Genomic DNA, 25,009 nt, shown 5'->3' on the forward strand with positions numbered 1-25,009 from the left:
ACAGACAGGGCCCACATGAAGCTGTTCGAAGATATTCCCGTCGAGCGTCCGGTGACGCCCCTGCTCGACTCTCTGGACACCCCGGGCGCGTTGCGCGCGATGTCCACCCCCCAGTTGATGCAGGTGGCCGATGAACTGCGCGCCTACCTGCTCTACAGCGTGGGTGTTTCCGGCGGGCATTTCGGTGCCGGTCTCGGCGTAGTGGAGCTCACCGTGGCGCTGCATCAGGCGCTGGAAACCCCGTACGACCGGCTGGTGTGGGATGTCGGCCACCAGGCTTACCCGCACAAGATACTGACCGGGCGACGCCAGGCGATGACCGGCATCCGGCAGTACGGTGGCCTGGCGGCCTTTCCGCGCCGTGCCGAGTCATCCTTCGATACGTTCGGGGTCGGCCATTCCAGTACGTCGATCTCGGCGGCGCTTGGCATGGCGCTGGCCGCCCGCACGCGTGGCGAGAAGCGCCGGGTCTGTGCGGTGATCGGTGATGGGGCGCTGACCGCCGGCATGGCTTTCGAGGCGCTGGCGCATGCCGGCCACGTGGATGCCAACCTGCTGGTGATACTCAACGACAACGAGATGTCGATCTCCGAAAACGTCGGCGGCATTGCCAGTTATCTGGCACGCATCCTGGTCAGCAAGCCCTACACCACCATGCGCGAGGGCGGCAAGAAGGTGTTGTCACACCTGCCGGGTGCGCTGGAGCTGGCGCGGCGCACCGAGGAGCACATGAAGGGCATGGTGAGCCCCGCCACGCTGTTCGAGGAGATGGGCTTCAACTACATCGGTCCCATCGATGGGCACGACTTGCCGCTGCTGTTGCAGACCCTGCGCAGCATGCGTGACCTCGAAGGCCCCCAGTTCCTGCACGTGAAGACCCGCAAGGGGCGTGGCTTCCTGCCCGCCGAAGCCGACCCCATCGGCTATCACGCCATCACCAAGCTGGAGAAGAACGGCGACACCCCGCCGCCGCTGAAGCCCTCCACGCCGCCGCCGAAGCCTAAAAAGAAATACTGCAACGTCTTCGGCGACTGGCTGTGCGACATGGCGGCGGTCGACGAGCGGCTGATCGGCATCACCCCGGCGATGCGCGAGGGCTCGGACCTGATTCGCTTCTCGAAGGAATACCCCGATCGCTACTACGACGTGGCGATCGCCGAGCAGCACGCGGTGACCCTGGCCGCGGGCATGGCCTGCGAGGACATGAAACCGGTGGTGGCGATCTATTCGACCTTCCTGCAGCGCGGCTACGATCAGCTCATCCATGACGTGGCGGTGCAGCAGCTCGATGTCACCTTCGCCATCGATCGCGCTGGGGTCGTTGGGGAGGATGGCCCCACCCACCATGGCAGCATGGATCTCTCCTTCCTGCGCTGCGTGCCCGGCATGGTGATCCTGGCGCCGGCCGACGAAGCCGAATGCCGGGCCATGCTCAGCGCCGCCTACCATCATCCAGGACCGGCCGCGGTGCGCTACCCGCGTGGCACCGGCCCCGGGGTCGAGATTCCCGCCCACCTGGAACCGCTGGAGATCGGCCGTGCCCAGCGCCGCCGTCGCGGTGGGGCCGAAGGCCCGCGGGTGGCGCTGTTGGCCTTCGGCAGCCTGAATGGTGTCGCCGCCGAGGTCGCCGAACGGCTGGATGCCAGCCACCTCAACATGCGCAGCATCAAGCCGCTGGACCGCGAGGTCGTACTCGATGCCGCCGACGAACACGACCTGTTGGTGACCCTGGAGGAGAACGTGGTGGCCGGTGGCGCCGGCAGCGCCGTCAATGAGTTGCTGATGGCGGAAGGCGTGCGGGTGGAGGTGCTCAATCTCGGCCTGCCCGATGCGTTCGTCGAGCATGGCAAGCCCGCCGAGCTGCTCGGCGACTGTGGACTCGATGCCGACGGTGTCGAGACGTCGATTCGTGCCCGATTGCCCTGATGGCAAGGGGGGATCGGGGCGGCCTACGCCATCCTTAGCCTATGCGGAGTCAGTAGATGATCACCCTCTACAGTTTTCCCTCGTCGCGCTCGCTGCGAGTCGCCTGGACACTTGAAGAGCTGGGCCTCGAGTACGCCTGCCAGCATGTCGATCTCGCCGCCGGACAGGGGCGCGCGGCCGAGCATCTGGCCCGCCACCCCGATGGCAAGGTGCCGGCCATTCAGGAAGACGACCTCACGCTGTTCGAGTCGGGGGCAATTTGCCGCTACCTTGCCGAGCGCCACGGCGAACCTGGCCACCTGTTGCCTGCCGCCGCCGCCGAGCGGGCACTCGTCGACCAATGGCTGTTCTTCGTCGTTGGCGAACTGGAGCAGCCACTGTGGACCCAGGGCAAGCACAAGTTCGCCCTCCCGCGCGACAAGCGCGTGCCCGCCGTGCTGCCCACTGCCGCCTGGGAATTCCAGCGCGCGCTTTCGGTCCTGCAGTCGCGGCTGGCGGAGCGTGATTGGCTGGTCGGGTCGCACTTCACCCTGGCCGACCTGATGGTCGCCCATACCCTGAGCTGGGCGGTGATGTTCAAGCACCGCCTGCCCGATGACCTCGAGGCGTATCGCCAGCGCTGCCAGGCGCGCCCGGCATTGGCCCGGGCGGTTGAGCGTGAGCGCCAGGCTGCCGAGTCCTCCCGGGCCTGAAGCATGGCGAGCACTGTGTATAGCGGCACGCTTGCCTGCACGAAACGCCTGCCTTCTTGAAACGCCTGCCTGGCGCTTGCCAAGGGTTTCCTGACCGACATGCCAAGCATCGATCTTGCGATCGACCTCTCCCGCGAGGCCTGCCTTGCCCACTATGAAGGCCGGGCGGGCCAGGTGATCGCGCGCAGTCTGGATGGGCGTCGCGTGGTTTTTCCCGCCGAGGCATTGCGCCGGGTAGTGACACGTGATGGGGTGAGAGGCATCTACCGATTGTGCTTCAGTGACGCCGGGCGTTTTATCTCGATCCAGAGGCTCGGGTGAGCTGCCTGGCGTGACAGGCTCGAGGTGCGCCTTCAAGGCTCTCATTCAAGGCCTCATTCAAGATCAGCGTGCCTGGGCCGATAGCGATGAGTGGCGCCGGCATCGGGAGGGCCCCATCCACCGAGCCCGAGAAGCGCCATACGCCAGCAGGGAGGGTGCGTGTCATGGCGATCAAGACTCACTACCTGGCGTTCGACACGCTGCTGCTGATGGTGGCCTCCACCTTTATCATCGTCGGCCTTTCGGGGCTCGGGGTGGGGATGGTGGCAGACCTTCACTCCCCCCTGTATGTGCTGCTGGTGCCCGATGGCTACCTGGCGGTACTGCTGGGCGGCATCAGCCTGATGGCGATGCTGCAGGGCTGCACCCGCCTGCGTTGGCTGGCGGGGGGCGCCTTGGTGGCGCTGGGCCTTTACTCGCTGGCGCACAATCACCTGGCCGGCGGCAGCCAGGTCGGTGAATCGTGGCTTGCCGGTGGCCTGCGCATCACCTCGCCCGCGGCGGTGTTGCTGATCCTGGTGTCGAGCTGCCTGATGCTGGGTACCTGCACCCCTCGCCGTCGCATGCTGTGGCTGGCCAGCGGTGTGCTGCTCTGCCTTGTCGGCGTGTTGGTGGCACTTGGCTGGCTGCTGGCGCCGCAAAGTCCTTATGTTCAACATCTATTCAGCTCCTCACCAGTGGTCGTGGTGCTGTTGGCGTTGCTGTTTGGTGCGGCCATGCTGGTGGCCGGAAGCCGAACCTCCGAGCAGCACTACAAGCTGTTTCTGGGGCGGCTGGTGGTGATGGCATCGCTTGCTGGCGTGGCCATCAGCAGCCTGGCCTGGTTCATGCTCAGCTGGCAACAGGAGCAGGCCCTGCATCACGAGGCCGAACAACTGATCGACAACATCCAGCTCAATGCCGAGCAAGTGATGGCATCCAGGCTGACCCTGATGCGGCGCATGGCCCAGCGCCTCGATGCCGCCGAGGGGCAACTCGAGCAACGCGTACTCGACCGCGACGTGCAGAGTTATCTGGAGGATGCCAGCAGCCTTCAGGCGATCGGCCTGCTGGACAGCGACAACCGCTGGCAGTGGGGGTGGGCGCGCGACAATGACGACTGGCGCTGGTTGGGCGCCCAACTCAGCGATCCCGTGGTGGGCGACTGGCTGGCCATGCCCTTTGACTCGCCACGCATGATGGTGCCAGAGGCCGACACGCCCGGCATGGCGCTGATGGTGATCGGCGTGCCAAGCCACCAGCAGCAACTGGTGACCATGCTCGATATATCACAGCTGCTTTCCTCGCAGTTGCGTGTGCAGATGGGCGCCTTGCGTGTGGTGGTGAGCCGGCGCGGCGAGCCGATGACCGAGTTTCAGCAGCCCGGGTACCAGGCCGAGAACCAGCCGCTCATTCCTCACCTGCTGTCACGCCGCCATATTGGCTTACCCGGCGGCGTGATGCTGACCGTCGAGGCCTACCCCGCCTCGCAACGTGGGTTGCTGCTTGCAAGCCTGATGCCTACCGGGGTGGCGTCGGCGGGGTTGACGTTGAGCTGGCTGCTGGCCTTCAGCCTGGGGCTGGTAAACCTGGTCATGGCCCGCTCGAGGGCACTCGTCGAGGCACGCCAGACGTTGTGGGAGAGCGAGCAGCGCTACCGTTCGCTGTTCGCCTACCACCCCGATGCGGTGTTCTCGCTGGATCTGAGCGGGCATTTCGTCGCGGCCAACCGCACCTGCAGCCAGATCACCGGCTATGGCATCGAGGAAATCATCGGCCTGCACTTCGCGACCTTCGTGCACCCCCACGAAATGCCACGCATCCAGGGCTACTTCGAGGCGGCAAGCCGAGGGGAGATTCCCCACTACGAGCTGGAGATCGTCGACCGTGACGGTAATCGCCACACCCTCGATCTGCTCAACCTGCCGATCATCGTCGATGGACAGGTGCGTGGGGTGTATGGCATCGCCAAGGATGTCACCGAGCGGCGTGCCCAGGAGACCCGCCTGCGCCTGCTCGAACGCAGCGTGGAGGCCAGCGTGAATGGCGTGGTGGTGGCCGATGCGCTCCGCGGTGACATGCCGATCATCTATGCCAACCCCGCGTTCATGGCGATGACCGGCTACACCGAGGCCGAGGTAATGGGTCGCAACTGCCGCTTCCTGCAGGGCGACGACACCGACCCCGAGGCGGTGCGCATCATTCGTGATCACCTGGCGAGGCACCAGGAAGTGCACGTCACCCTGTGCAACTACCGCCGCGATGGCAGCCCGTTCTGGAATGATCTATACATTTCGCCGGTGCGTGACGGCGACGGCGTGGTGACCCACTACGTGGCGGTGCAGCACGATATTTCCGAGCACAAGGCCTACGAGGCGCGCCTGGCCTACCATGCCAGCCATGATGCCTTGACCGGGTTGGTCAATCGGACCCTGTTCGAGGATCGACTGGCCCACGATTTCGCCCTGGCCAAGCGCCATTCCGACCTGCTGGCGGTCCTGTTCGTTGACCTCGACGATTTCAAGCCCATCAACGACACTCTGGGCCACGCGGTGGGCGACCAGTTGCTGGTGGAGGTCGCCAGGCGGTTGAAAAGCGTGGTGCGGGCCGGCGATACGGTGGCCAGACTCGGTGGCGACGAGTTCGTGATCCTGTTGCCGGAACTTCACCATGAGGAGCAGACCCTCGAAGTGGTCGAGCGCCTGCTGCCGGTAGTGGCGCGGCCGTACACCATCAAGTGCCACGAGCTGCACCTGACGTGCAGCGTGGGCATCGCCGTCAGCACGCCCGAGATGACCGAGCCCCAGGAGCTGATCCAGCAGGCCGACATGGCCATGTACCAGGCCAAGCAGCAGGGCCGCAACGCCTACCAGTGGTTCACCCGCGAGATCACCGACCGGCTCGGCGAGCGGGTCTCGTTGCGCAACGACCTGCAGGAGGCCATCGAGAACGAGCGGTTCGAGCTGCATTATCAGCCGCTGATCGACCGCCATGGGGAGGTCTGCGGTGTCGAGGCATTGCTGCGCTGGAAACATCACGAGAAGGGCTATATTTCGCCGGCGGTGTTCATTCCCCTGGCCGAGTCGACCGGCCAGATCATGCCGATCAGCCGCTGGGTACTGGAGCGAGCCTGTCGCGACATGGTGAGCCTGGCGGACCAGGGGGTCGCCCGCTTGCGGGTCTCGGTGAACCTGTCACCGTTGCAGTTCCACCGCACCAACTTTCTCACCAACCTGCGCCAGACCCTGCAGCAGACGGGCCTGGCGCCGGACATGCTGGAGCTCGAGCTGACGGAGGGCATTCTGATGAACGATACCGAGTTGGCCATCGACATCCTGCATGCGCTGCGCAGCATGCAGGTCGGTGTGTCCATCGATGACTTCGGCACCGGCTTCTCGAGCTTGAGTTACCTGCGCCACCTGCCGATCAGCAAGGTCAAGATCGATCGCAGCTTCATCAACGACGTGACCACCAGTGGCCATGATGCCGCCATCGTCCAGGGCATTATCTCCATGGCCCATCACCTGGGGCTCGAGGTGGTGGCCGAGGGGATCGAGACCCACGACCAGCATCAGCGTCTCACCGAGTATGGCTGCGACATCTTCCAGGGCTTCCTGCTGGCCCGCCCGATGCCGCTCGACCGGCTCATCGCGTTCATCAATCGTCGTCAACCGGCCTGAGGCGACACGCCTGCGAGCCGTGCTCACCGCCAGTGGTTAAAGTTCATGTGCATTCGGCCGATAGCTCATGAGCCAATGATCATATGTCGGACGCGAGGCAGGGATGACGCAACCCCAGGATGGCTACACCCGGGTCGATAATCCGGTTGAGATCGAGACACTGCTCGAGAGCTTGAGCCAGCCGGGTGGTGCCTCGCTGCAACTGGAGGATGACCAGGGCAAGCCGCTGCCGGTGCTGGTGGCCGAGCAGCACCCTGGCGAGAGCTTGCTGCTCGACATTTCCGCCATTCGCGAGGTCGCCGGTGAGCTAAAGCGGGGCAAGGCGTTTCGCTTGATGGGACAGTCACGCGACAAGATGCTGCGCTCGCCACCGCTGGTGATGAGCGAGTGCCACGACAGAGACGGTCGCTTGTTGTGCCACAGCGCTTACCCGCTGGCGCTCGAGGTGCTGCAGCGCCGCGAGTCGTTTCGGGCTCGGCTGCGGCTTGGCATGGAAGTCGGCGTGATCGTCAGGGCCAATGGTGCCGACCTGCATCTCCAGGGTGACCTCAAGGATCTCTCTCTCGAGGGGTGTCAGGTCGAGTTGCCGATCACCTCGGCGAGCCAGCTGGCAAGCCCGATGCCGCTGGAGTTGGAGCTTTGCTTCCCCAATGGCGCCCGCGCCGTGGTGCTCGGTACCCCGCGGCATCATGTCGTGGATACCGAGCGCCAGACCATCAAGGTGGGGTTCCAGTTCGTGACGCTAAGCGGCGACCAGGAGCGTCAGCTATGGGTTTTCGTGCGCGAGATCGAGCGCGAATCGACCCGCCAGGCCAGCGACGCAGACGCCACCTTGCAGCCTTCTCCGCTCTTCCAGTATCCCGTTACGCTGTCGCCCTCGGTGGGGCGCCGCTATGTCCAGGCGCATGCCACGCCGATGGCCAGGCGCATGGCCAGGGTGGCGGGTTATCTCGATGGCCAGTTGCTGGAGCTTCAGCGTGGCAGCGACTTCGACAGCGTGCAGCTCTCGCGCCATGCCGACCGGTTGCTGACCCTGCACGACGAGGACCGCGAAGCGACGCTGTTCGCCACCCGCTGCATGCTGCGCGAGCCGCTGCCGGTGCGCCGCGGGCTGGCGGTGGCGGTGCACTTGCTGGATATCTCGGCGACCGCCTCGATGCCGCGTGATGTGCGCAAGGCGGTGGTGGCCTGCGGCATGGTGCATGACCTTGGCGAGTCGCTGTTGCCGGAGGAAGTGATGGCGTCCGCGTCGATGGATGCTCCGCGACGTGGCAAGCTGGCTTCCCATGTCGAGCTATTGCTGCCACGCCTGGCCAGTTGCCAATGGCTCTCCAGCAGCGTCGTGCAGTCGCTGGTAGAGCGTATCAACGAGCGTCTGGATGGGAGCGGCTATCCCCTTGGGCTCACAGGCGAATCACTCGGTGAACTGACCCGACTGGCCATGGTGGTGGATACCGTGGATGCCATGCGCCGAGACTGCCAGGACCGCCCGGCCTGGAGGGTCGCCGAGATCTACCGGCATCTGCTCGGTCATCCAGAGCAGTTCGACCAGCGCTGGGTGAAGCGCTATATCACCCATTTCGGGCTGGTGCCGATCGGCTCGCTGGTGCGCTTTGAAGGAGGAGAACTTGGGTGGGTTCAGCGTCTCGATGACAAGGGCGCACCCGCCCAGGTCCAGCGCTGTGAATCGATCAAGCCGCCCGATGATTCGCTGGGACAGGTCGTGCGCGATGAACGGCTGGCTAGGCTTGGTCGAATCGTCGAGGAAATTCCCCTTTCCACCTGAAGGGCCTCCACCTGAAGGGCCTCCACCTGAAGCGCCGGCACCCGGATCGACACCGGCACTAAAGTTGGCGCATGGCTCGCCGATAACTGGAATTACGTGGCAAGGGTCGGGTTATTCGCTGCAACGTGGCGTGAGCAGGCCTGTCAGAATGGATGGCATCGTCATCACCTTCAATAATGATGGTAGCCGCTGCAAGAGACTATCCGGCCAAGGCCGACACGATTGCCAGGAACAGGAGTGAGATGACCATGAGTGCCATGCGAGGAGCGGCAGCCTACGCGCGCGGGGCCGGCGCCTATGCCCGGGTCGGTGTGGAAAGCAGTGTGATGTCGGCAAGCCCCCATCAGCTGATCGTGCTGCTGTTCGATGGCGCCCAGGCCTCGATCCGGGCGGCTCGTATCCACATGCAGGCCGGCAATGTCGCCGAGAAGGGCAAGGCGATTTCCAAGGCGCTGGATATTGTCAACAATGGCCTGATGGCGGCGCTTGACGCCGAGCGGGGTGGGGAGATCGCCGGTCGTCTGGCGTCGCTCTACGATTACATTTCGCGACTGCTGCTTGCCGCGAATCGGCACAATGACCAGCAGAGCCTGGACCAGGCCGAGACGCTGCTCGACGACGTGGCATCTGCCTGGCGCGAGATCGGCGGCCAGGCCACGGGGGAGTAAGCATGTCTCATCATCACCAGCTGCAGCGCCACGAGCCATCCTCGTCGGCCGCGCTGCTCGAGGCCTACGAAGCCTTGCTGGCTCGCTCGTCGCGCATGCTCGATGCCGCCCGTGCGGCCGATTGGGAAGCGTTGATCGGCCAGGAAACCGGCTATGTGGTCGATGTGGAGCGTCTGCGCCGGCGGGAGGCCGAGCTCCCCCTGGATGCCGCCGAGGCCAGCCGCAAGGCCGATCTGCTGGAGCGTATCCTGGCCCAGGATCTCGAGATCCGCGAACGATTGCTCGAGCGGCGCGAGGCACTTGCCACGCTGATCGGCAGTTCGCGGCAGACACTGGCGCTGTCACGGGCCTATGGCCCGCAGAAGGCACCCGAGGTAATCACCATGGATGATCGGCGCGCTCCCAAGAAGGCGCCGTGAGCGGCATCAACCCCTTGATCGACACGCTGATGCACCAGGTGCTCGGCAAGCGGGTCGATACGCCGCCACCGCGCGACCTCAATGAACCGGTTCGCCCGATGTCGGCCGCCGATGCGCCGCGCGCCCTGCACAGCGATTCGCGGCTCGATGCGCGTGCCAGGCAGTTGATTCTGCCGGCATCGGCGCCCGCGCAACGCCAGGCGGATGGCCAGATGCCGATGGCCAGGTCCGCGGGTGATGCGCCACCGTCCACCCAGCTGCACCTCACCGCTTCCGCACGCTCCATCGCCGACCTGCTGCTGCGATTCCCGGCTCCGCCGTCGGTCGTCAAGCCGCCGCTGCCATTGGTGGCGGCGGGGCAGTCACCGGCCCCCGCCCAGTTGGCCGAGCGTCTGCAAGGCAGTGTGCGGGATAGCGGCTTGTTCTACGAAGCTCATCTGGCGCGCTGGTACCGTGGCGAGATGCCCCGCGAACAGTTGCAGCGCGAGCCACAGATGTGGCGCACGCTGACCTTCACGCCGGCTCCCGCGGGGCGTGACGCCTCCTCGCCTCTCCACGTGGTGGGGTGGGGGACGATGGCGGCATCCGGCAACCGCCAGATGGCGCCGGGGGGCTTCCCGGGGCAGGCGGTGGCAACCGCCATGCGGCACGACACGAACGTGGCGGGTCCCGGGCTTGCGCGAGCCATGCTGGTGGCCACGCCCCCGGCGCCGGATGGGCTGCGCATGGGAGTTGGCAACCCCGGCCCTGTCATCCCCGGCCCTGTCACCCATGGGCATGTTGGCAGCGACCCTGGAAATCATCGCCCCGGCAACTTGCCGCCAGGCGCCGGCAGTCATGCAGCGCCGGGGTCCGGCGCTGCCTCACCCTCCCCACCCTCCCCACTGTCCTCACCGGCGACACCCGTAAGCGGCCAGACTGGCGGCGAGACACGAGAGGGGGCGGCTGCCCAGGAGTCGCGCGCGGCACTGGCCGAAGGCGCCCTGCGTGTGGTGCGCGAGCCCATCCATGAGAGCCTCCAGGGGATTGTGCGTCATCAGTTGGAAATGCTGGTGACACCGGTGCTGCGTTGGGAGGGGGATGTCTGGACGGGCATTTTCATGGCCCTGGTGATGCCTTTTCCCCAGCCCGAGCGAGAGGGGCAGGGCGAGCAGGGTGACCAGAATGATGAGCGGGAGAAGCAGGGCTGGCGTTCCGAGATGACCCTCGACGTCGACGGGTTTGGCCGGGTCGGGGTCAACCTCTGGTTGCGTGGTGAAAGGCTGGACCTGAATCTCTCGGCGCATGACGTGGTGATCCAGCGTGAGCTGGAAAATGGCTTGCCGCGCCTGGTGAGCCGGCTCAAGGGCAATGGCCTTGCCGATGTGCGGGCCAGGGTAGTGGCAACCCAGGAGAGCGGGTAGTGGACGACACCAGGCCGGACAAGCGACGCCGGGTAGTGGCGCTCGCCTATCACGAGGGGGATGACGCGCCGCATCTCATCGCCAAGGGCTATGGCGAGCTTGCCGAGCGGATCATGGCTGAAGCGCGACGGCAGGGCATACATGTACACGATGCCCCGGAGCTCGTCAGCCTGTTGATGGGGCTCGACCTGGATGAGCGTGTTCCTCCCCAGCTCTATCAGGTGATCGCCGAGCTGTTGCTGTGGGTGCGCGAGATAGCCGAAGAGCCCCGCAATGGGTGACTCCCTCCCCCGCACGTTGGCTTTGGATACGTGAGATTGTAGATCGGTCTCGTGACTGGCTGTTATCTGTGCAATTTATTGTAATTTTATGTTGTGTAATTGAAAAATACCAAAGTAAAATTTGTCTTAATTTCGACACAGTTGGGCTTTTATCGCACCAGAATAATGATTTAACTCATCTTTTTTTACTATTTGACCGGTGTCAATTTTCTCCGCGGCACTGGCGATCCCCGGCGGGTATTGCATCCGCGCCTCGATTGTTCACAATCTCTTCATGTATTCGACCGCAAAACAAAGAGTGGCGCCCAGCGTCGCGATAAAGAAGATCAGGGAACCATGGACAACTCAAACCTTCTGGACGAGATCGAAGAACTCAATCTCGCCTACCTGCTACTGGCTCAGCGGATGCTGGGTGATGATCGTGCCACGGCGATGTTTCGTCTCAAGATCGATGACGAAATGGCTGAGCTGCTGCTGTCGCTTGGCGCTCGGCAGCTGGCGCAGCTTGCACGGACCAACCAGTTGCTGTGCCACTTCGGCCATGCAGGCGCCGACCAGCTTCGCCAGGTGACCCACAATCAGCGAGAACAGGGCCTGTCGCGCTTCCATGCTTCCTTGCTGATGGCCTCCCGGCCTGGCCAGAATGGCGCATTCGTGCCCCAGGGGAGTTGAGCGATGTCACACAAAAGCCTCGTCAACGAGATGCACCAGGTGCAATTGGCCATTGAGCTGATCGAACTGGGTGCTCGCCTTCAGGTGCTCGAGACCGAGACCGAGATCAGCCGTGCCAAGCTCATCAAGCTGTACAAGGAAGTGCGTGGCATGTCGCCGCCCAAGGGCATGTTGCCGTTCTCGGCCGACTGGTTCATCACCTGGCTGCCCAACGTCCACTCGTCGCTGTTCTACAACATCTATCTGCGCATGCGCGAGGATCAGGGCTGTGAGCGGATGGAGGCGTTCGTGCGGGCCTTCCGTCTCTACCAGGAGCAGGTGCAGCTCGACAGTGCCGAGACGGTGCTGGGGCTGACCCGGGCCTGGACACTGATCCGCTTCTTCGAGAGCGACCTGCTGCAGCTTTCCCGCTGCACGCGCTGTGCGGGTCATTTCGTGGCCCATGCCCATAGCCCCATGCATGATTATGTCTGCGGGATATGTCAGCCACCGTCCCGCGCCGGCAAGACACGCAAGAGCAAGCCCCGCATCGCCTCTGCCGCCACCACACCGCTGCGCCATCAGGCCTGATGGCCCGGGCAAGCCCGCCGGGCTGCCCACTTCTGTCAGCGCCTGGCCACGGCGTTTCTTTCCGTGATGCCTCCCACTTCGTCCCGCCAAGGGGCGTGGTCATGTGACGAAAGCCCCCGCCGGTTTTTACGCCGGATGACTCAAGTCCGCCGCACCGCTGCCGATACCACCATTGAGATTTCGACAACGCGAGTCGCTTGCCCGACGCATCGGTAAGCGCCGACGAAAGTCACTGGTGAGCAAAGGATTCCGGCTGTGCTGATACCCCTTGGATATATCGTCGTTCTGCTCTGTGTGTTCGGTGGCTTCGTGCTGGCCGGCGGCAGCCTGGGGCCCCTGTTCCAGCCCACCGAGTTCCTGATGATCGGCGGTGCCGGTGTGGGGGCTTTCATCGCCGCCAACAATGGCAAGGCCATCAAGGCGACCTTCCGCATCTTTCCCAAGCTGCGTCGTTCCAACAAGTACGACAAGGCGTTGTACATGGAACTGATGGCGTTGCAGTACAAGCTGCTCTCGAAGATTCGCCGCGAAGGCATGCTGGGTATCGAGCGCGACATCGACACCCCCCAGGAGAGCCCATTGTTCAATGAGCATCCCAAGGTGCTCTCCGACCCGATGATCATGAATTTTCTCACCGATTACCTGCGTCTCATGGTCAGCGGCAGCATGGAGCCCATGGAGCTCGACGAGCTGATGCTGCACGAGATTGAGGCGTTCGAGCAGGAAGCGCACATTCCCACTGATGCCATCGCCAAGGTAGGCGATGCCATGCCGGCTTTCGGCATCGTCGCGGCGGTCATGGGGGTGGTGAAGGCGTTGAGCACCGCCGATGCCAGTCCCGATGAGATGGGGGTGATGATCGCCCATGCCCTGGTCGGCACCTTCCTTGGCATCCTGATGGGCTATGGCTTCATCAATCCGCTGGCCAGCCGGCTTGAGCGGCAGGCAAAGGAAGCCGAGAAGATGCTGCAGTGCATACGCGTGACCTTGCTGGCAAGCCTGCATGGCTACGCGCCGCAACTGGCGGTGGAGTTCGGGCGCAAGGCACTGCACTCCGCCGAACGTCCCGGATTCAGCGAACTCGAGGAGTACGTGCGTAACGCCAAGTCGGGTGCGGGCAGCACATGAGTGCGGCAGGCGAAAGACGTCCGATCATCATTCGGCGCAAGAAGGTCGTTCATCGCCACCATGGCGGCAGCTGGAAGATCGCCCTGGCCGACTTCATGACCGCGCTGATGGCGTTGTTTCTGGTGATGTGGATTCTCTCGGCGGCAAGTCCTGAGCAGCGTGAGGGCGTGGCGGAGTATTTTCGCACGCCACTGGTCACCGCCATTACCGGCGGTGATCGCTCGTCGTCGAGCGCCAGCGTGATCCCCGGTGGTGGCCCCGACCCGGTTCACGCCGAGGGCGAGCGCGCGCGTATCGACATGCGTACTCAGACCCGGCCGAGTGACGTGCAACGCCTGGTCTTCTCGAACCTGCAGCGGCGCATCGAGACGGCGATTCAAGCGGATCCGGAGCTGCGCCACCTGCGTTCGCAGATGCGCTTCGACATGACCCGGGAGGGGCTGCGCATCCAGCTTCTCGATACCGAGCAGCGGCCAATGTTCGACCTCGGCAGCGACAGGGTGGCGTCTTACATGCGTGGCCTGCTGCGCACCATCTCGCCGTTGCTCAACGAGCTGCCCAATGACCTCAGCATCGCCGGCCACACCGACAGCATGCCCTACGCCGGGGGCTATCGCGGTTACAGCAACTGGGAACTCTCCAATGATCGGGCCAACGCCTCGCGGCGCGAGCTGGTGGCCGGTGGGCTGGATTCCAGCAAGCTGCTCCGGGTATCCGGCTTCGCCGACCGCGTGCCGCTGCCCGAGGCCGACTCGCTGGATCCCGCCAACCGGCGAATCGAGCTTCTGGTGTTGTTTCCCCGGGTCAGTGAGCAGATCCGCGACCCGGCGCTGATCGCCGAGGGTGGGGCGTCGCTTGGGCCACGGCCAAGCGACGTCGACCTGGCGTCAGTGGTGGCCTTCCAGGAGAACCTGCGGCAGGCCTTGGGCAGTGAATCGGGGGCCGCGGCCCGTCAATAAACCACGAGCGGGAAAACGGATGGATATCACGGATTTCTACGACACCTTCTTCGAGGAAGCCGAGGAGTTGCTGGCCGACATGGAGCGGCATCTTCTCGAGCTCGATGTCGAGGCGCCGGACACAGAACAGCTCAACGCCATCTTTCGTGCGGCTCACTCCATCAAGGGGGGTGCCGGTACCTTCGGCTTCGACGTGCTGCAGAAGACCACGCACATCTTCGAGAACCTGCTCGACCACACGCGACGCGGCGAACTGCGCCTGCGACGTGACATCGTCGACCTCTTTCTGGAAACCAAGGACATGCTGCACGACCAGCTCAACGCCTATCGCAACGACGAGGCGCCCGACCGAGAGGCCTTCGAGCGAATCTGCAAGACGCTGCAGCAGTTGGCCCTGGAGGAGTTGGGGGAATCGGGGACAGACCCCGATTCCGCACAGGATGCGGGATCACCAGTTGAGGAATTGGAGGAATCGGGGTCTGTCCCCGATTCCGGCCTGCTGCTCGTGGCGCTGCTCGGTGTCGACAAGGAGAACCGTACCCTGCTGGTGGAAGAGCTCGCCCAGCTCGGCGAGGTACGTGGCGAGTCCGGCGATGACACGCGCTTCGAGGTGACGCTCGAGACCACCGCCAGTGCCGATGATATCGAGGCGGTGATGTGCTTCATCATCGAGCCCGGGCAGATCGAAGTCACCCAGGTGGCGGTGGAATTGGGGACAGACCCCAATTCTGACCCCAATTCCCCGCCCACCAATTCCGCCAATTCATCGCAGGCGGAATTGGGGTCTGTCCCCAATTCACCCCGCCAGAAGAGCAAGCCGGCGGGCGAATCCACGTCGATCCGTGTCTCGGTGGACAAGGTCGACCAGATCATCAACCTGGTGGGCGAGCTGATCATCACCCAGTCGATGCTTGATCAGACCGCGAGCGAACTGGAAGGCGTGACCAATGGGTCGCTGCTCAACGGCATGAGCCTGTTGCAACGCAATGCCCGTGACCTCCAGGAAGCGGTGATGTCGATTCGCATGGTGCCGATGGACTATGTGTTCAGTCGCTATCCGCGGCTGGTGCGCGACCTGGCCAGCAAGCTCGGCAAGGATGTCGAGCTTGTCACCGAGGGCGAGTCCACCGAACTCGACAAGAGCCTCACCGAGCGCATCATCGACCCGCTCACCCACCTGGTGCGCAACAGCCTGGACCATGGCATCGAAACGCCCGAGGCGCGCGCGGCGGCGGGCAAGCCAGGCACCGGCCGGTTGACCCTTTCCGCGCAGCACCAGGGCGGCAGCATCCTCATCGAAGTGATCGACGATGGCGCCGGTCTCGACCGCGAGCGCCTGCTCGCCAAGGCCCGTGAAAGTGGCCTGGCGGTTTCCGACACCATGAGCGACGACGAGGTGTGGCAACTGATCTTCGCGCCTGGCTTCTCCACCGCCAAGGAGGTCAGTGACGTCTCCGGCCGCGGGGTAGGCATGGACGTGGTCAAGCGCAACATCCAGGGCATGGGTGGACATGTCGAGATCCTGTCCCGACCGGGGCAGGGCACCACCACCCGTATCGTGCTGCCGCTGACCCTGGCGATTCTCGACGGCATGTCGATCAAGGTCGGTCGCGAGATGTTCATCCTGCCGCTCTCCACGGTGCTGGAGTCGCTGCAACCAAGGCGCGAAGACCTGTATGCCATGGCGGGTGACGACGTGGTACTCAAGGTTCGCGACGAGTACCTGCCGGTGGTGGCCGTGCACGAGGCGCTGGACGTGGCGGATGCGCGTACCGAGCCCACCGAGTCGATCGCGGTGATCGTCCAGGGTGAGGGTCGCCGCTATGCGCTGCTGGTGGATGATCTGATCGGACAGCAGCAGGTGGTGGTGAAGAACCTGGAAACCAATTACCGCAAGGTGCCTGGTGTGTCCGCGGCGACCATCCTGGGTGACGGCAGCGTGGCACTTATCCTCGACATCGCCGGCCTCCACCGTCTCGTTCGTACCAAGAAAGAAGCGCGCGGCGGCAAGCGCGCCGAGCCCAAGCCCATCAGTGATGTCCCGCACGACCGCAAGGAGATTGAAACCCCATGAGCCAACTCAATGCCCAGGCCGCGCTGTCTGCCGCCGAAGAGCAAAACCGTGAATTCCTGGTGTTCTCGCTGGGTGACGAGGAGTACGCCATCGACATCCTCAAGGTGCAGGAGATCCGTGGCTACGAGAACGTCACGCGGATTGCCAACGCGCCTGATTTCATCAAGGGCGTGACCAACCTGCGCGGGGTGATCGTGCCGATCGTCGATCTGCGCATCAAGTTCCGCCTCTCAAGCGTCGAATATGGCGGCCAGACGGTAGTGATCGTGGTCAATGTCGCCGACCGGGTGGTGGGCATCGTGGTGGATGGCGTCTCCGACGTGATGACGTTGACGCCCGAACAGATCAAGCCGGCGCCGGAATTCGGCGTGACCCTCTCCTCCGACTACCTGAGCGGCCTTGGCAGCCTCGACGACCGCATGCTGGTGCTGGTGGACATCGATCGCCTGCTGACCAGCGAAGAAATGGCGCTGGTGGAGCACGCCGCTGACTGAGCCGCCAGTGCACCGGCAAGCACGATAACAACGCAAGCGATGACAAAGACGATCGAGGGACGCATGACGGGACTTTCAACGAGCGCGAGGCTGTGGGGGCTGGTTGGCATCATCTGGCTTGCCATGCTGAGTCTGGCGGGCTGGGGGGCCTGGGATAATCGCCAGACCATGCTGGCGGAGCGCAAGGCTGCCCTGGGTGACTATGTCGACATGGCGATGAACGCCATCGCCGGCCAGGCGGCACGCGTGGACGCGGGGGAGATCGACGAGGCCGAGGCGCGGCGGGTGGCCGCCGCCATGGTCCGCGACATGAGCTACGACGAGGGGCGTGGCTACTTCTTTGTCTTCAATGAGGACTATGAACTGCTGGCGCATCCGAGGCTGCCGGAGGGCACCTTTGTGGGTGACTTCCAGAACGAGGAAGAGCGCTACCTGTTCCGCGAGTTCGTCGAATCGGCCAAGCAGGGCGATGGTGTCGTCGACTATCTATGGGCCCATGCCGAGCAGGACAGCCTGGGCGAGAAGTCGTCGTTGAACGTCTACTACGCACCCTGGGAGTGGATGATCGGCACCGGCGTCTACATCGATGACATTGACGAGGCCTTCCAGATATCGCTGCTTGGCAGCCTGGTCGCGCTGCTGGCGATTGGCCTGCCCATCACCGTGCTGATGGGCCTGGTGATTCGCGGAATCAACCGCCGCCTTGGCGGTGACCCCCGTTATGCCGGCGAGGTGGTGAGCCACATCGCCGACGGCGACCTGACCCGAGAAGTGCATCTAGGCCGTGGCGATACCGCAAGCCTGCTCTACGACATCGAGCGCATGCGCGGCACGTTTGCCGACACCATCGGTGAGATTCACCGCAGTGCCGACGAATTCGGCTTCGCGGTGGAAGAACTGGGTGCCGGCAACGACGAACTGGCTACCCGCACCGAGCAGCAGGCGGCCTCGCTTGCCGAGACGGCCACGAGCATGGAGCAGCTGACCGCCACGGTGAAACAGAACGCCGAGCATGGCGAGCAGGCCAGCCAGCTTGCCGCGAGCTCCGCTGCCAGCGCCGAGCAGGGACGTCAGGCGATGGGCGGTGTCGAGCGCAGCATGGCGGCGATCAACGAGAGCGCCAGCCAGATGACCAGCATCGTCGACACCATCGACGCCATCGCCTTCCAGACCAACATCCTGGCGCTCAACGCCTCGGTGGAGGCGGCGCGCGCCGGGGAGCACGGTCGCGGGTTCGCGGTGGTCGCCGAGGAAGTTCGCAACCTGGCCAGCCGCAGCGCCGAGGCGGCACGCGAGATCAAGGGGCTGATCGAAACGTCCGATCGCCAGGTGGTCGAGGGCGGCGAGCAGGTCAAGACGACCGGCCAGTTGATCGCCGGTATCGCCCGCGAGATCACCGAACTCAGCAGCCTGGTCGATGAGATATCCGCCGCCTCGCGCGAGCAGAGCCATGGTATCGAGCAGGTCAACGAGGCCGTCTCGCAGATGGATCGCATGACCCAGCAGAATGCCGGTCTGGTCGAGGAGCACAGCGTAGCGTCGCAGCGTCTCGCCCAACAGAGCCAGCGCCTGCGCGAACACGTGGCACGCTTCCGGGTGGCGGGGCAGGCCACCTGGCAGCCAAGCGTCGAACCGCTGGCACTCGAGACTCACGGCGAACGTGACCAGCCAACGCGATTCAGCCAGGCCTGAGCGGCGCCGAACGTCGCCCGATCAAACACGTCGCCACCATCAATGACATCGCACCAGGGAACACACCATGCGCGATAACCAGCCTGTCACCCGTCAGGAATACACCCTTCGGGAAGAAGATTTCCTGATTTCCCGCACCGACCTCAAGGGGCGGATCACCTATGCCAACCCGACCTTCGCCGAGGTCAGTGGTTTCAGCCAGGCGGAGTTGATCGGCGCCCCGCACAACCTGGTGCGACACCCCGACATGCCGCCAGAGGCCTTCGCCAACCTGTGGGACACCCTGGCGGCCGGCGAGAGCTGGCGCGGGCTGGTCAAGAACCGCCGCAAGAATGGTGATTACTACTGGGTCGATGCCAGCGTGACGCCGATCATCGAGGACGGTGAGCTGGTTGGCTATGCCTCGGTACGTGTCCAGGCCAGTCGCGAGGCGATCGACGCGGCCGAAGCGGCCTACGCCGAGATCCGCGCGGGGCGTGGCAAGCACCTTCGGCTCGAGCGCGGTCAGCTGCGTCGGCGTGGCCTGCGCGGTGCCATGGCCAGGGTCAACTTGAGCTCCATCCGGGCGCGGATCAGCCTGATGGTGCTGTTGGCCGGCGTGCTGTTGCTGGCGAGTGGCGGCATGGGGCTATTTGGCGTGCAGAGCTCGGGCGAGCGCCTGGTGGAGCTCAACCGCGATGGCCTGGAAGACGTGGTGCGCCTGCAGCGGATCGGCCAGCTGGTCAGCGAAGCGCCCAGCAGCCTCTCCGGGCAGGAGCGCATGGACATCCTCAATGAACGCGAAGCGCATGCCGGCTTCCTGGAGACCACGGCCTCGCGCCTCGAGTCGATCTGGGACGAGTACACCGCCCGTGAGATCAACCGGACCGAGCAGACCAGCGAGTTCGGGGAGGCGCTTGATACCTTCATCAGCGATGGGCTGCTGCCGATGTCGGCGTCGCTCACCGGCGAGCCGTTCGACGCCATGATGGCGATCAACGACGATGCCCCGGTGTTGCTCGAGGATGCCGAGACGTTGGTGCTGACGGTCAATGAGCTGATCGAGAACAAGCGCCAGGCGGCTACCGCCATGGCCGAGGCGGCCGAGGCGGGGCAGCAGCAGATGCTGATGGCGCAACTGGCGGTGCTGGCGGCGGGTCTGCTGCTGCTGGTGCTGCTTGGCGCGTTGACCCTGCGTGCAGTGGCAAGGCCCTTGCGAGAGGCGATGGCCTTCACCCTGCAGATTGCCGCCGGCAACCTGGCTGCCCAGGTGCCGACCCAAGGGCGTGACGAGGTGGGCCGCTTGCTTGCCGCGTTGGATGTGATGCGCAAGAGCCTTGGCAGCATTGTCACTGACGTGCATAACGGCATTGAGGTGGTGACCCCGGCCGCACGAGATATCTCCAGTGGCAATGACGATCTCTCCTCGCGCACCGAACAGCAGGCGGCGTCGCTGCAGCAGACCGCCTCGAGCATGGAGGAGATGACCACCACCGTGCAGCAGAACACCGACAACGCGCGTCAGGCCGGTGGGCTCGCCACCGAAAACACCCAGCGCGTTCGTCAGACCGGTGAGCTGATGCATGAGGTGGTGGCGACCATGAACCGTATTACCGAGAGCTCGCGCAAGATGACCGAGATCATCGACGTGATCGACTCCATCGCCTTCCAGACCAACATCCTGGCGCTCAACGCGTCGGTGGAAGCGGCGCGAGCCGGCGAGCAGGGACGCGGTTTCGCGGTGGTGGCCGGCGAAGTGCGCAACCTGGCCGGACGCTCGGCCGACGCCGCCAAGGAAATTCGTGGACTGATCGATGGCTCCTCCCGGGAGATCGGTGCCGGTGCCGCGGTGGTCAAGCAAGCCGAGGGCGCCATCGAGGAAGTGGTGGAAGCAACCAGCCGCGTCAACGACATCATGGGCGAGATCACCGCCGCCTCCGAGGAGCAGAGTGGCGGTATCAGCCAGATCAATCAGGCCATTGTCGAGATGGACCAGGTGACCCAGCAGAATGCGGCCAGGGTTCAGGAGAGCGCCAGGGCGGCGGCGGAGCTTGAGCATCAGACGCAGCTTCTGGCGATCGCCGTGGCGGCCTTCCGCCTGCGTGGTGCCGGCAAGGAGCGGGCGCCGAGTCTCAAGGAGCGGCGTGGGCTTGTTCATGAAAAGCCGGGGGGGCATGACAAGCCGGCGGGTGATGCCGGGCGCCTGCCGGCACCGCAGCGCGCGGCGAAGGCACAACGCCCGGCGGCCGTCGAGGAGTGGGAGGAGTTTTGAACGAATCCAGGGACATGCCGGCCTTCAAGGCCGGCAGCTGGTCATCCTCCGGGGGCCTGGAACGGGACCTGGAGCTGACCGATGGTGACTTCACGCGTATCTGCGAGCTGATCTACCAGCGCGCCGGCATCGTGCTCGCCGAGCACAAGCGGGAAATGGTCTATAGCCGCCTGGCCAAGCGCCTGCGGCACCACGGCCTGACCCGCTTCGGCGATTATCTGGTGCGTCTTGAGCGCCAGCCCGAGGCGAGGGAGTGGGAAGCTTTCACCAATGCCCTGACCACCAACCTCACGGCCTTCTTCCGTGAATCCCACCATTTCCCGCTGCTTGCCGAGCATGTGCGCGGCAGGCCAGGCCCGATTCGCATCTGGTGCGCCGCGGCGTCGACTGGCGAGGAGCCCTATTCGCTGGCCATGACCCTGGCCGAGACCCTTGGCGATCAGGCCCAGCAGGCAAGGGTGGTGAGCACCGACATCGATACCGATGCCCTGTCGCGGGCGAGCGCCGGCATCTATCCGCTGGAGCAGGTACACAAGCTCGATGAGGCGCGCGTCAAGCGCTTCTTCCAGCGAGGTACCGGACGCCAGGCCGGCATGGCGCGGGTTCGCCCGGAGATCATGGCGATGGTCGAGTTCCAGCCGCTCAACCTGCTGGCGCCTCGCTGGTCGTTGCAGGGGCCATTCGATGCGATCTTCTGCCGCAACGTGATGATCTATTTCGACAAGTCCACCCAGGCCCGGATACTCGAGCGCTTTGCCCCGCTGCTCAAGCCGGATGGCCTGCTGTTCGCCGGGCATTCCGAGAACTTCTCCTATATCAGCAAGGCCTTCCGGCTGCGCGGGCAGACGGTCTACACCCGGGCCTGAGCGGGTCCGAGCTGCCGCGATAAAGCGTATTGCGCGCCCCTCCACGGCTAAAGTTCGCTGGCACCGCGCCGATAACGCTGAATATAACCCGGATATCGAGCCGGCCCCCTTCGGGGCCGGTTTGCCCTGAGGGAGAGGAGGCCTGCCTTGAGTGCAGCCAGTATAAAGGTGCTGTGTGTCGATGATTCGGCGCTGATTCGCGACCTGCTCAGCGAGATCATCAACAGCCAGCCCGACATGGAAGTGGTGGCGGTTGCGCCGGACCCCATCGTCGCGCGTGACCTGATCAAGCAACACAACCCCGACGTGCTGACTCTCGATGTGGAAATGCCGCGCATGGATGGCCTGGATTTCCTCGAACGGCTGATGCGGCTGCGCCCGATGCCGGTGCTGATGGTGTCCTCGCTGACCCAGTCCGGTTCCGAGATCACCCTGCGCGCGCTGGAACTGGGGGCCGTGGACTTCGTCGCCAAGCCGTCGCTGGGTATCCGCAGCGGCATGCTCGAATACGCCGCCGAGATCGCCGAGAAGATTCGCGCCGCGGCACGCTCGCGTCCGCACAAGCCCCGGCGTCGTGACGAACCGCCACCCGCTCGCCTCAAGGCACCGCTGGTGACCAGCGAGAAGCTGGTCATCATCGGCGCCTCCACCGGCGGCACCGAGGCGATTCGCCGCGTGCTCGAACCGCTGCCGGCGGGTAGCCCGGCGATCCTGATCACCCAGCACATGCCGGGCGGATTTACCCGCTCGTTCGCCGAACGCCTCGACCGGCTCTGCCAGATCAAGGTCAAGGAAGCCGAGGATGGCGAACGGGTGCTGCCTGGACATGCCTACATCGCCCCGGGCGATGCCCACCTCAAGCTTGCCCGCAGTGGCGCCAATTACGTGGCGCGGCTCGACGACGGGCCACCGGTCAACCGTCATCGCCCTTCGGTGGACGTGTTGTTCCACTCGGCCGCCACCCACGCCGGACGCAATGCCATCGGTGTGCTGCTGACCGGCATGGGCAAGGATGGCGCTGCCGGATTGGTCGAAATGCGTAAGGCCGGTGCGCCAACGCTTGCCCAGGACGAAGCGAGTTGTGTGGTGTTCGGCATGCCGCGCGAGGCGATCGCCCTGGGCGGTGCCGGCGAGGTGGTGGCGCTCGAGGACATCGCGCCACGCCTGATGTCGCTGGTGGCGGCCTCGGGCCGCGCACAACGCGTATGAACGAATACGAAGCATGAAGTGAAGAAGGGACATGGTGGCTGGCAAGTCGAGCCGCCAGGCAGGGACCAGTGTCATGTCCGGGCAAGCGTGACGCCGGCCACGGACGCAAGGACGCAAGGACTGGGCTAGACGAGCCCGATAAATGACAAGGCTTCCGCGCAAGCCGGCACGATATCCAACAAGGAAACGCCTGCATGATGGGACTTCTGCGTAATCTGAGATTCAACCTGGTGGTGAGCGGCATGCTCATCCTGTTCACGTTGCTGTTCATGGCGGTCACCGCCATGGCGGTGACCTCCAACCGCAGTGCCGATCAGACCATCGACCTGGTCAGCCTGATCAGCGACCGCCAGCTCAACGAGTTCAATCGTGCCGACACCCTGCTCAACCTCGGGCGCGTCAGCCTCGAGGCGGGTCTTGGCCACATGATGGTCGGGCGCATGGATGAGGCAAAGCAAGCCTACTCTGAGGCCACCGGCATACTCGATCGCGCCGAAGCGCGTTTCCAGAATTTCATCGATACCCCCAAGACGGCTCAGGGCGATGCCATGGCCGACGAGGTGATCGAGCACTTCCAGGCCATGCTGGCGCTGGCGCGGGAACAGGCCGAGACCCTCGATTACATGGACACCAGTGGCTTCGCCGCGCTGCGCGAGGACATGGTCGCCCCCGCCGAGGCGCTGGGCAGCGCTGCTCAGGCATTCGTCAACTATGCCGGCGAGCGCGTAGAGGAGACGGTCGGCAACCATCGCGATCAGGCGGCGATGTTCACCGTCTTCCAGCTGGGCATGCTGGGGGTCGTGGTGGTGCAGGTCTTTTTGGTCTACCTGGTGCTGCGTCACCTGCTGGTGATACCGCTGACTACCGCCGTGGAGACCCTCGAGCGGATTGCCAAGGCCGACCTCACGAGCGAGATCCAGGTCTATGGCAGAAACGAGATCAGCCAGCTGTTCGGTGCCATGCGCAACATGCAGCAGAGCCTGACCGGTATCGTCGGCAATGTCCGCGCCAGCAGTGATTCCATTCACGTCGGCAGTCGCGAGATCGCGTCCGGGAATGCCGACCTCTCCTCGCGCACCGAGCAGCAGGCCGCATCGCTCGAACAGACCGCGGCGAGCATGGAAGAGCTCACCGCCACCGTGAAGCAGAACGCCGACAACGCCCGCCAGGCCAGCGGCCTGGCGCTCGAGGCGTCATCCACCGCCGAGCGCGGTGGCCAGGTGGTCGAGCGCGTGGTCACGACCATGCATGGCATCTCCGAGGGCTCGCGCAAGATCGCCGACATCACCGGGGTGATCGACTCCATCGCCTTCCAGACCAACATCCTGGCGCTCAACGCCTCGGTGGAGGCGGCGCGTGCCGGCGAGCAGGGGCGTGGTTTCGCGGTGGTGGCGGGCGAGGTTCGCAATCTGGCCAGCCGCAGCGCCGATGCGGCCCGCGAGATCAAGACGCTGATCGAAGGCTCGGTGAACCAGGTGCAGGAAGGCTCGACGCTGGTCGAACAGGCTGGCGGCACCATGCAAGAGGTAGTCTCCGCAGTGCGCCGGGTGACCGACATCATGGATGAGATATCGGCGGCATCCCAGGAACAGAGTGACGGCATCGAGCAGGTCAGCCAGGCGGTCGGCCAGATGGATCAGGTGACGCAACAGAATGCCGCACTGGTGCAGCAGGCCTCCGCGGCGGCGGCCTCGCTCGAGGAGCAGGCCAGCCGACTGGAGCAGGCCGTGGCGGTGTTTCGTCTTTCCGGCATGCCCGCTGGCAGTGCCAACCCCGCCCAGCCAACCCCTGCCCTGCCCGCCGCCAGGCCGGCCACCCACGAGCGGCTCGAGTCTTCCGAGACGCCGCGCCGGGCGCCCCGCCGTGAGGCGGTAGTCGAAGATGAATGGGAAGAGTTTTAAAGCCCCCCGACACCCGGCCGGTGAGCCATCCGCGCCCA

20 protein-coding genes are annotated in these 25,009 nt (G+C 64.7%); all 20 read left to right on the plus strand.

Annotated features, from left to right (window positions below):
* The first annotated feature begins 15 nt into the window (after positions 1-15).
* The 20 genes from dxs to C6V82_RS09290 all read left to right on the plus strand — a co-directional run bounded on the left by dxs (position 16) and on the right by C6V82_RS09290 (position 24,971).
* Positions 16-1,926: a 1-deoxy-D-xylulose-5-phosphate synthase gene (gene dxs / locus C6V82_RS09195; protein ID WP_102587663.1), complete on the plus strand. Its 1,911-nt coding sequence runs from the start codon at positions 16-18 to the stop codon at positions 1,924-1,926.
* A 56-nt stretch (positions 1,927-1,982) separates the two neighbouring features.
* Positions 1,983-2,618: a glutathione S-transferase family protein gene (locus tag C6V82_RS09200; RefSeq protein WP_102587664.1), complete on the plus strand. Its 636-nt coding sequence runs from the start codon at positions 1,983-1,985 to the stop codon at positions 2,616-2,618.
* A 99-nt stretch (positions 2,619-2,717) separates the two neighbouring features.
* Complete coding sequence (locus C6V82_RS09205; RefSeq protein ID WP_102587665.1) at positions 2,718-2,939, plus strand: DUF2835 family protein; 222 nt, start codon at positions 2,718-2,720, stop codon at positions 2,937-2,939.
* A 164-nt stretch (positions 2,940-3,103) separates the two neighbouring features.
* On the plus strand, positions 3,104-6,598 hold the full coding sequence (locus tag C6V82_RS09210; protein ID WP_102587666.1) for a putative bifunctional diguanylate cyclase/phosphodiesterase: 3,495 nt from the start codon (positions 3,104-3,106) through the stop codon (positions 6,596-6,598).
* A gap of 103 nt (positions 6,599-6,701) precedes the next feature.
* Positions 6,702-8,384, plus strand: coding sequence for a PilZ domain-containing protein (locus C6V82_RS09215; protein ID WP_102587667.1), 1,683 nt, complete (start codon positions 6,702-6,704; stop codon positions 8,382-8,384).
* 248 nt (positions 8,385-8,632) lie between these two features.
* Positions 8,633-9,052 carry a flagellar export chaperone FliS gene (gene fliS, locus C6V82_RS09220; RefSeq protein WP_102587786.1) on the plus strand — a complete coding sequence of 140 codons (420 nt, stop codon included), beginning with the start codon at positions 8,633-8,635 and terminating at the stop codon, positions 9,050-9,052.
* Positions 9,053-9,054: 2 nt separating this feature from the next.
* Entirely contained in the window at positions 9,055-9,471 is a 417-nt protein-coding gene (locus C6V82_RS09225) for a flagellar protein FliT (protein WP_102587668.1), read from the plus strand.
* Positions 9,468-10,874 carry a flagellar hook-length control protein FliK gene (gene fliK / locus C6V82_RS09230; RefSeq protein ID WP_102587669.1) on the plus strand — a complete coding sequence of 469 codons (1,407 nt, stop codon included), beginning with the start codon at positions 9,468-9,470 and terminating at the stop codon, positions 10,872-10,874. Before C6V82_RS09225 ends, fliK begins: the two co-directional genes overlap by 4 nt.
* Entirely contained in the window at positions 10,874-11,155 is a 282-nt protein-coding gene (locus C6V82_RS09235) for an EscU/YscU/HrcU family type III secretion system export apparatus switch protein (RefSeq protein WP_102587670.1), read from the plus strand. The genes fliK and C6V82_RS09235 overlap by 1 nt, the downstream gene beginning before the upstream one ends.
* Positions 11,156-11,491: 336 nt before the next feature.
* Entirely contained in the window at positions 11,492-11,827 is a 336-nt protein-coding gene (flhD, locus tag C6V82_RS09240; protein ID WP_102587671.1) for a flagellar transcriptional regulator FlhD, read from the plus strand.
* A 3-nt stretch (positions 11,828-11,830) separates the two neighbouring features.
* Positions 11,831-12,397 (plus strand): flagellar transcriptional regulator FlhC, encoded by a 567-nt coding sequence (gene flhC, locus C6V82_RS09245; RefSeq protein WP_102587672.1) that lies wholly within the window; start codon positions 11,831-11,833, stop codon positions 12,395-12,397.
* 255 nt (positions 12,398-12,652) lie between these two features.
* A complete protein-coding gene (motA, locus tag C6V82_RS09250) occupies positions 12,653-13,525 on the plus strand; it encodes a flagellar motor stator protein MotA (RefSeq protein WP_102587673.1) in 873 nt (290 codons plus the stop codon).
* Positions 13,522-14,484: a flagellar motor protein MotB gene (gene motB / locus C6V82_RS09255; protein WP_102587674.1), complete on the plus strand. Its 963-nt coding sequence runs from the start codon at positions 13,522-13,524 to the stop codon at positions 14,482-14,484. Before motA ends, motB begins: the two co-directional genes overlap by 4 nt.
* A 19-nt stretch (positions 14,485-14,503) precedes the next feature.
* Positions 14,504-16,558, plus strand: a complete 2,055-nt coding sequence (cheA, locus tag C6V82_RS09260) for a chemotaxis protein CheA (RefSeq protein WP_102587675.1) — start codon at positions 14,504-14,506, stop codon at positions 16,556-16,558.
* Positions 16,555-17,052, plus strand: coding sequence for a chemotaxis protein CheW (cheW, locus tag C6V82_RS09265; RefSeq protein ID WP_102587676.1), 498 nt, complete (start codon positions 16,555-16,557; stop codon positions 17,050-17,052). Before cheA ends, cheW begins: the two co-directional genes overlap by 4 nt.
* Before the next feature lie 63 nt (positions 17,053-17,115).
* The gene (locus tag C6V82_RS09270; protein ID WP_102587677.1) at positions 17,116-18,744 is read left to right on the plus strand and encodes a methyl-accepting chemotaxis protein; all 1,629 of its coding nucleotides are present in this window, start codon (positions 17,116-17,118) and stop codon (positions 18,742-18,744) included.
* A 67-nt stretch (positions 18,745-18,811) separates the two neighbouring features.
* The gene (locus C6V82_RS09275) at positions 18,812-20,995 is read left to right on the plus strand and encodes a methyl-accepting chemotaxis protein (protein ID WP_102587678.1); all 2,184 of its coding nucleotides are present in this window, start codon (positions 18,812-18,814) and stop codon (positions 20,993-20,995) included.
* A 14-nt stretch (positions 20,996-21,009) separates the two neighbouring features.
* Complete coding sequence (locus C6V82_RS09280) at positions 21,010-21,861, plus strand: CheR family methyltransferase (RefSeq protein ID WP_102587679.1); 852 nt, start codon at positions 21,010-21,012, stop codon at positions 21,859-21,861.
* A gap of 147 nt (positions 21,862-22,008) precedes the next feature.
* Positions 22,009-23,070, plus strand: coding sequence for a protein-glutamate methylesterase/protein-glutamine glutaminase (locus C6V82_RS09285; RefSeq protein ID WP_102587680.1), 1,062 nt, complete (start codon positions 22,009-22,011; stop codon positions 23,068-23,070).
* A 194-nt stretch (positions 23,071-23,264) separates the two neighbouring features.
* Positions 23,265-24,971 (plus strand): methyl-accepting chemotaxis protein, encoded by a 1,707-nt coding sequence (locus C6V82_RS09290; protein WP_102587681.1) that lies wholly within the window; start codon positions 23,265-23,267, stop codon positions 24,969-24,971.
* Positions 24,972-25,009 lie beyond the last annotated feature (38 nt).

It is taken from the genome of Halomonas urumqiensis (assembly GCF_003028575.1).
Classification (GTDB): domain Bacteria; phylum Pseudomonadota; class Gammaproteobacteria; order Pseudomonadales; family Halomonadaceae; genus Halomonas; species Halomonas urumqiensis.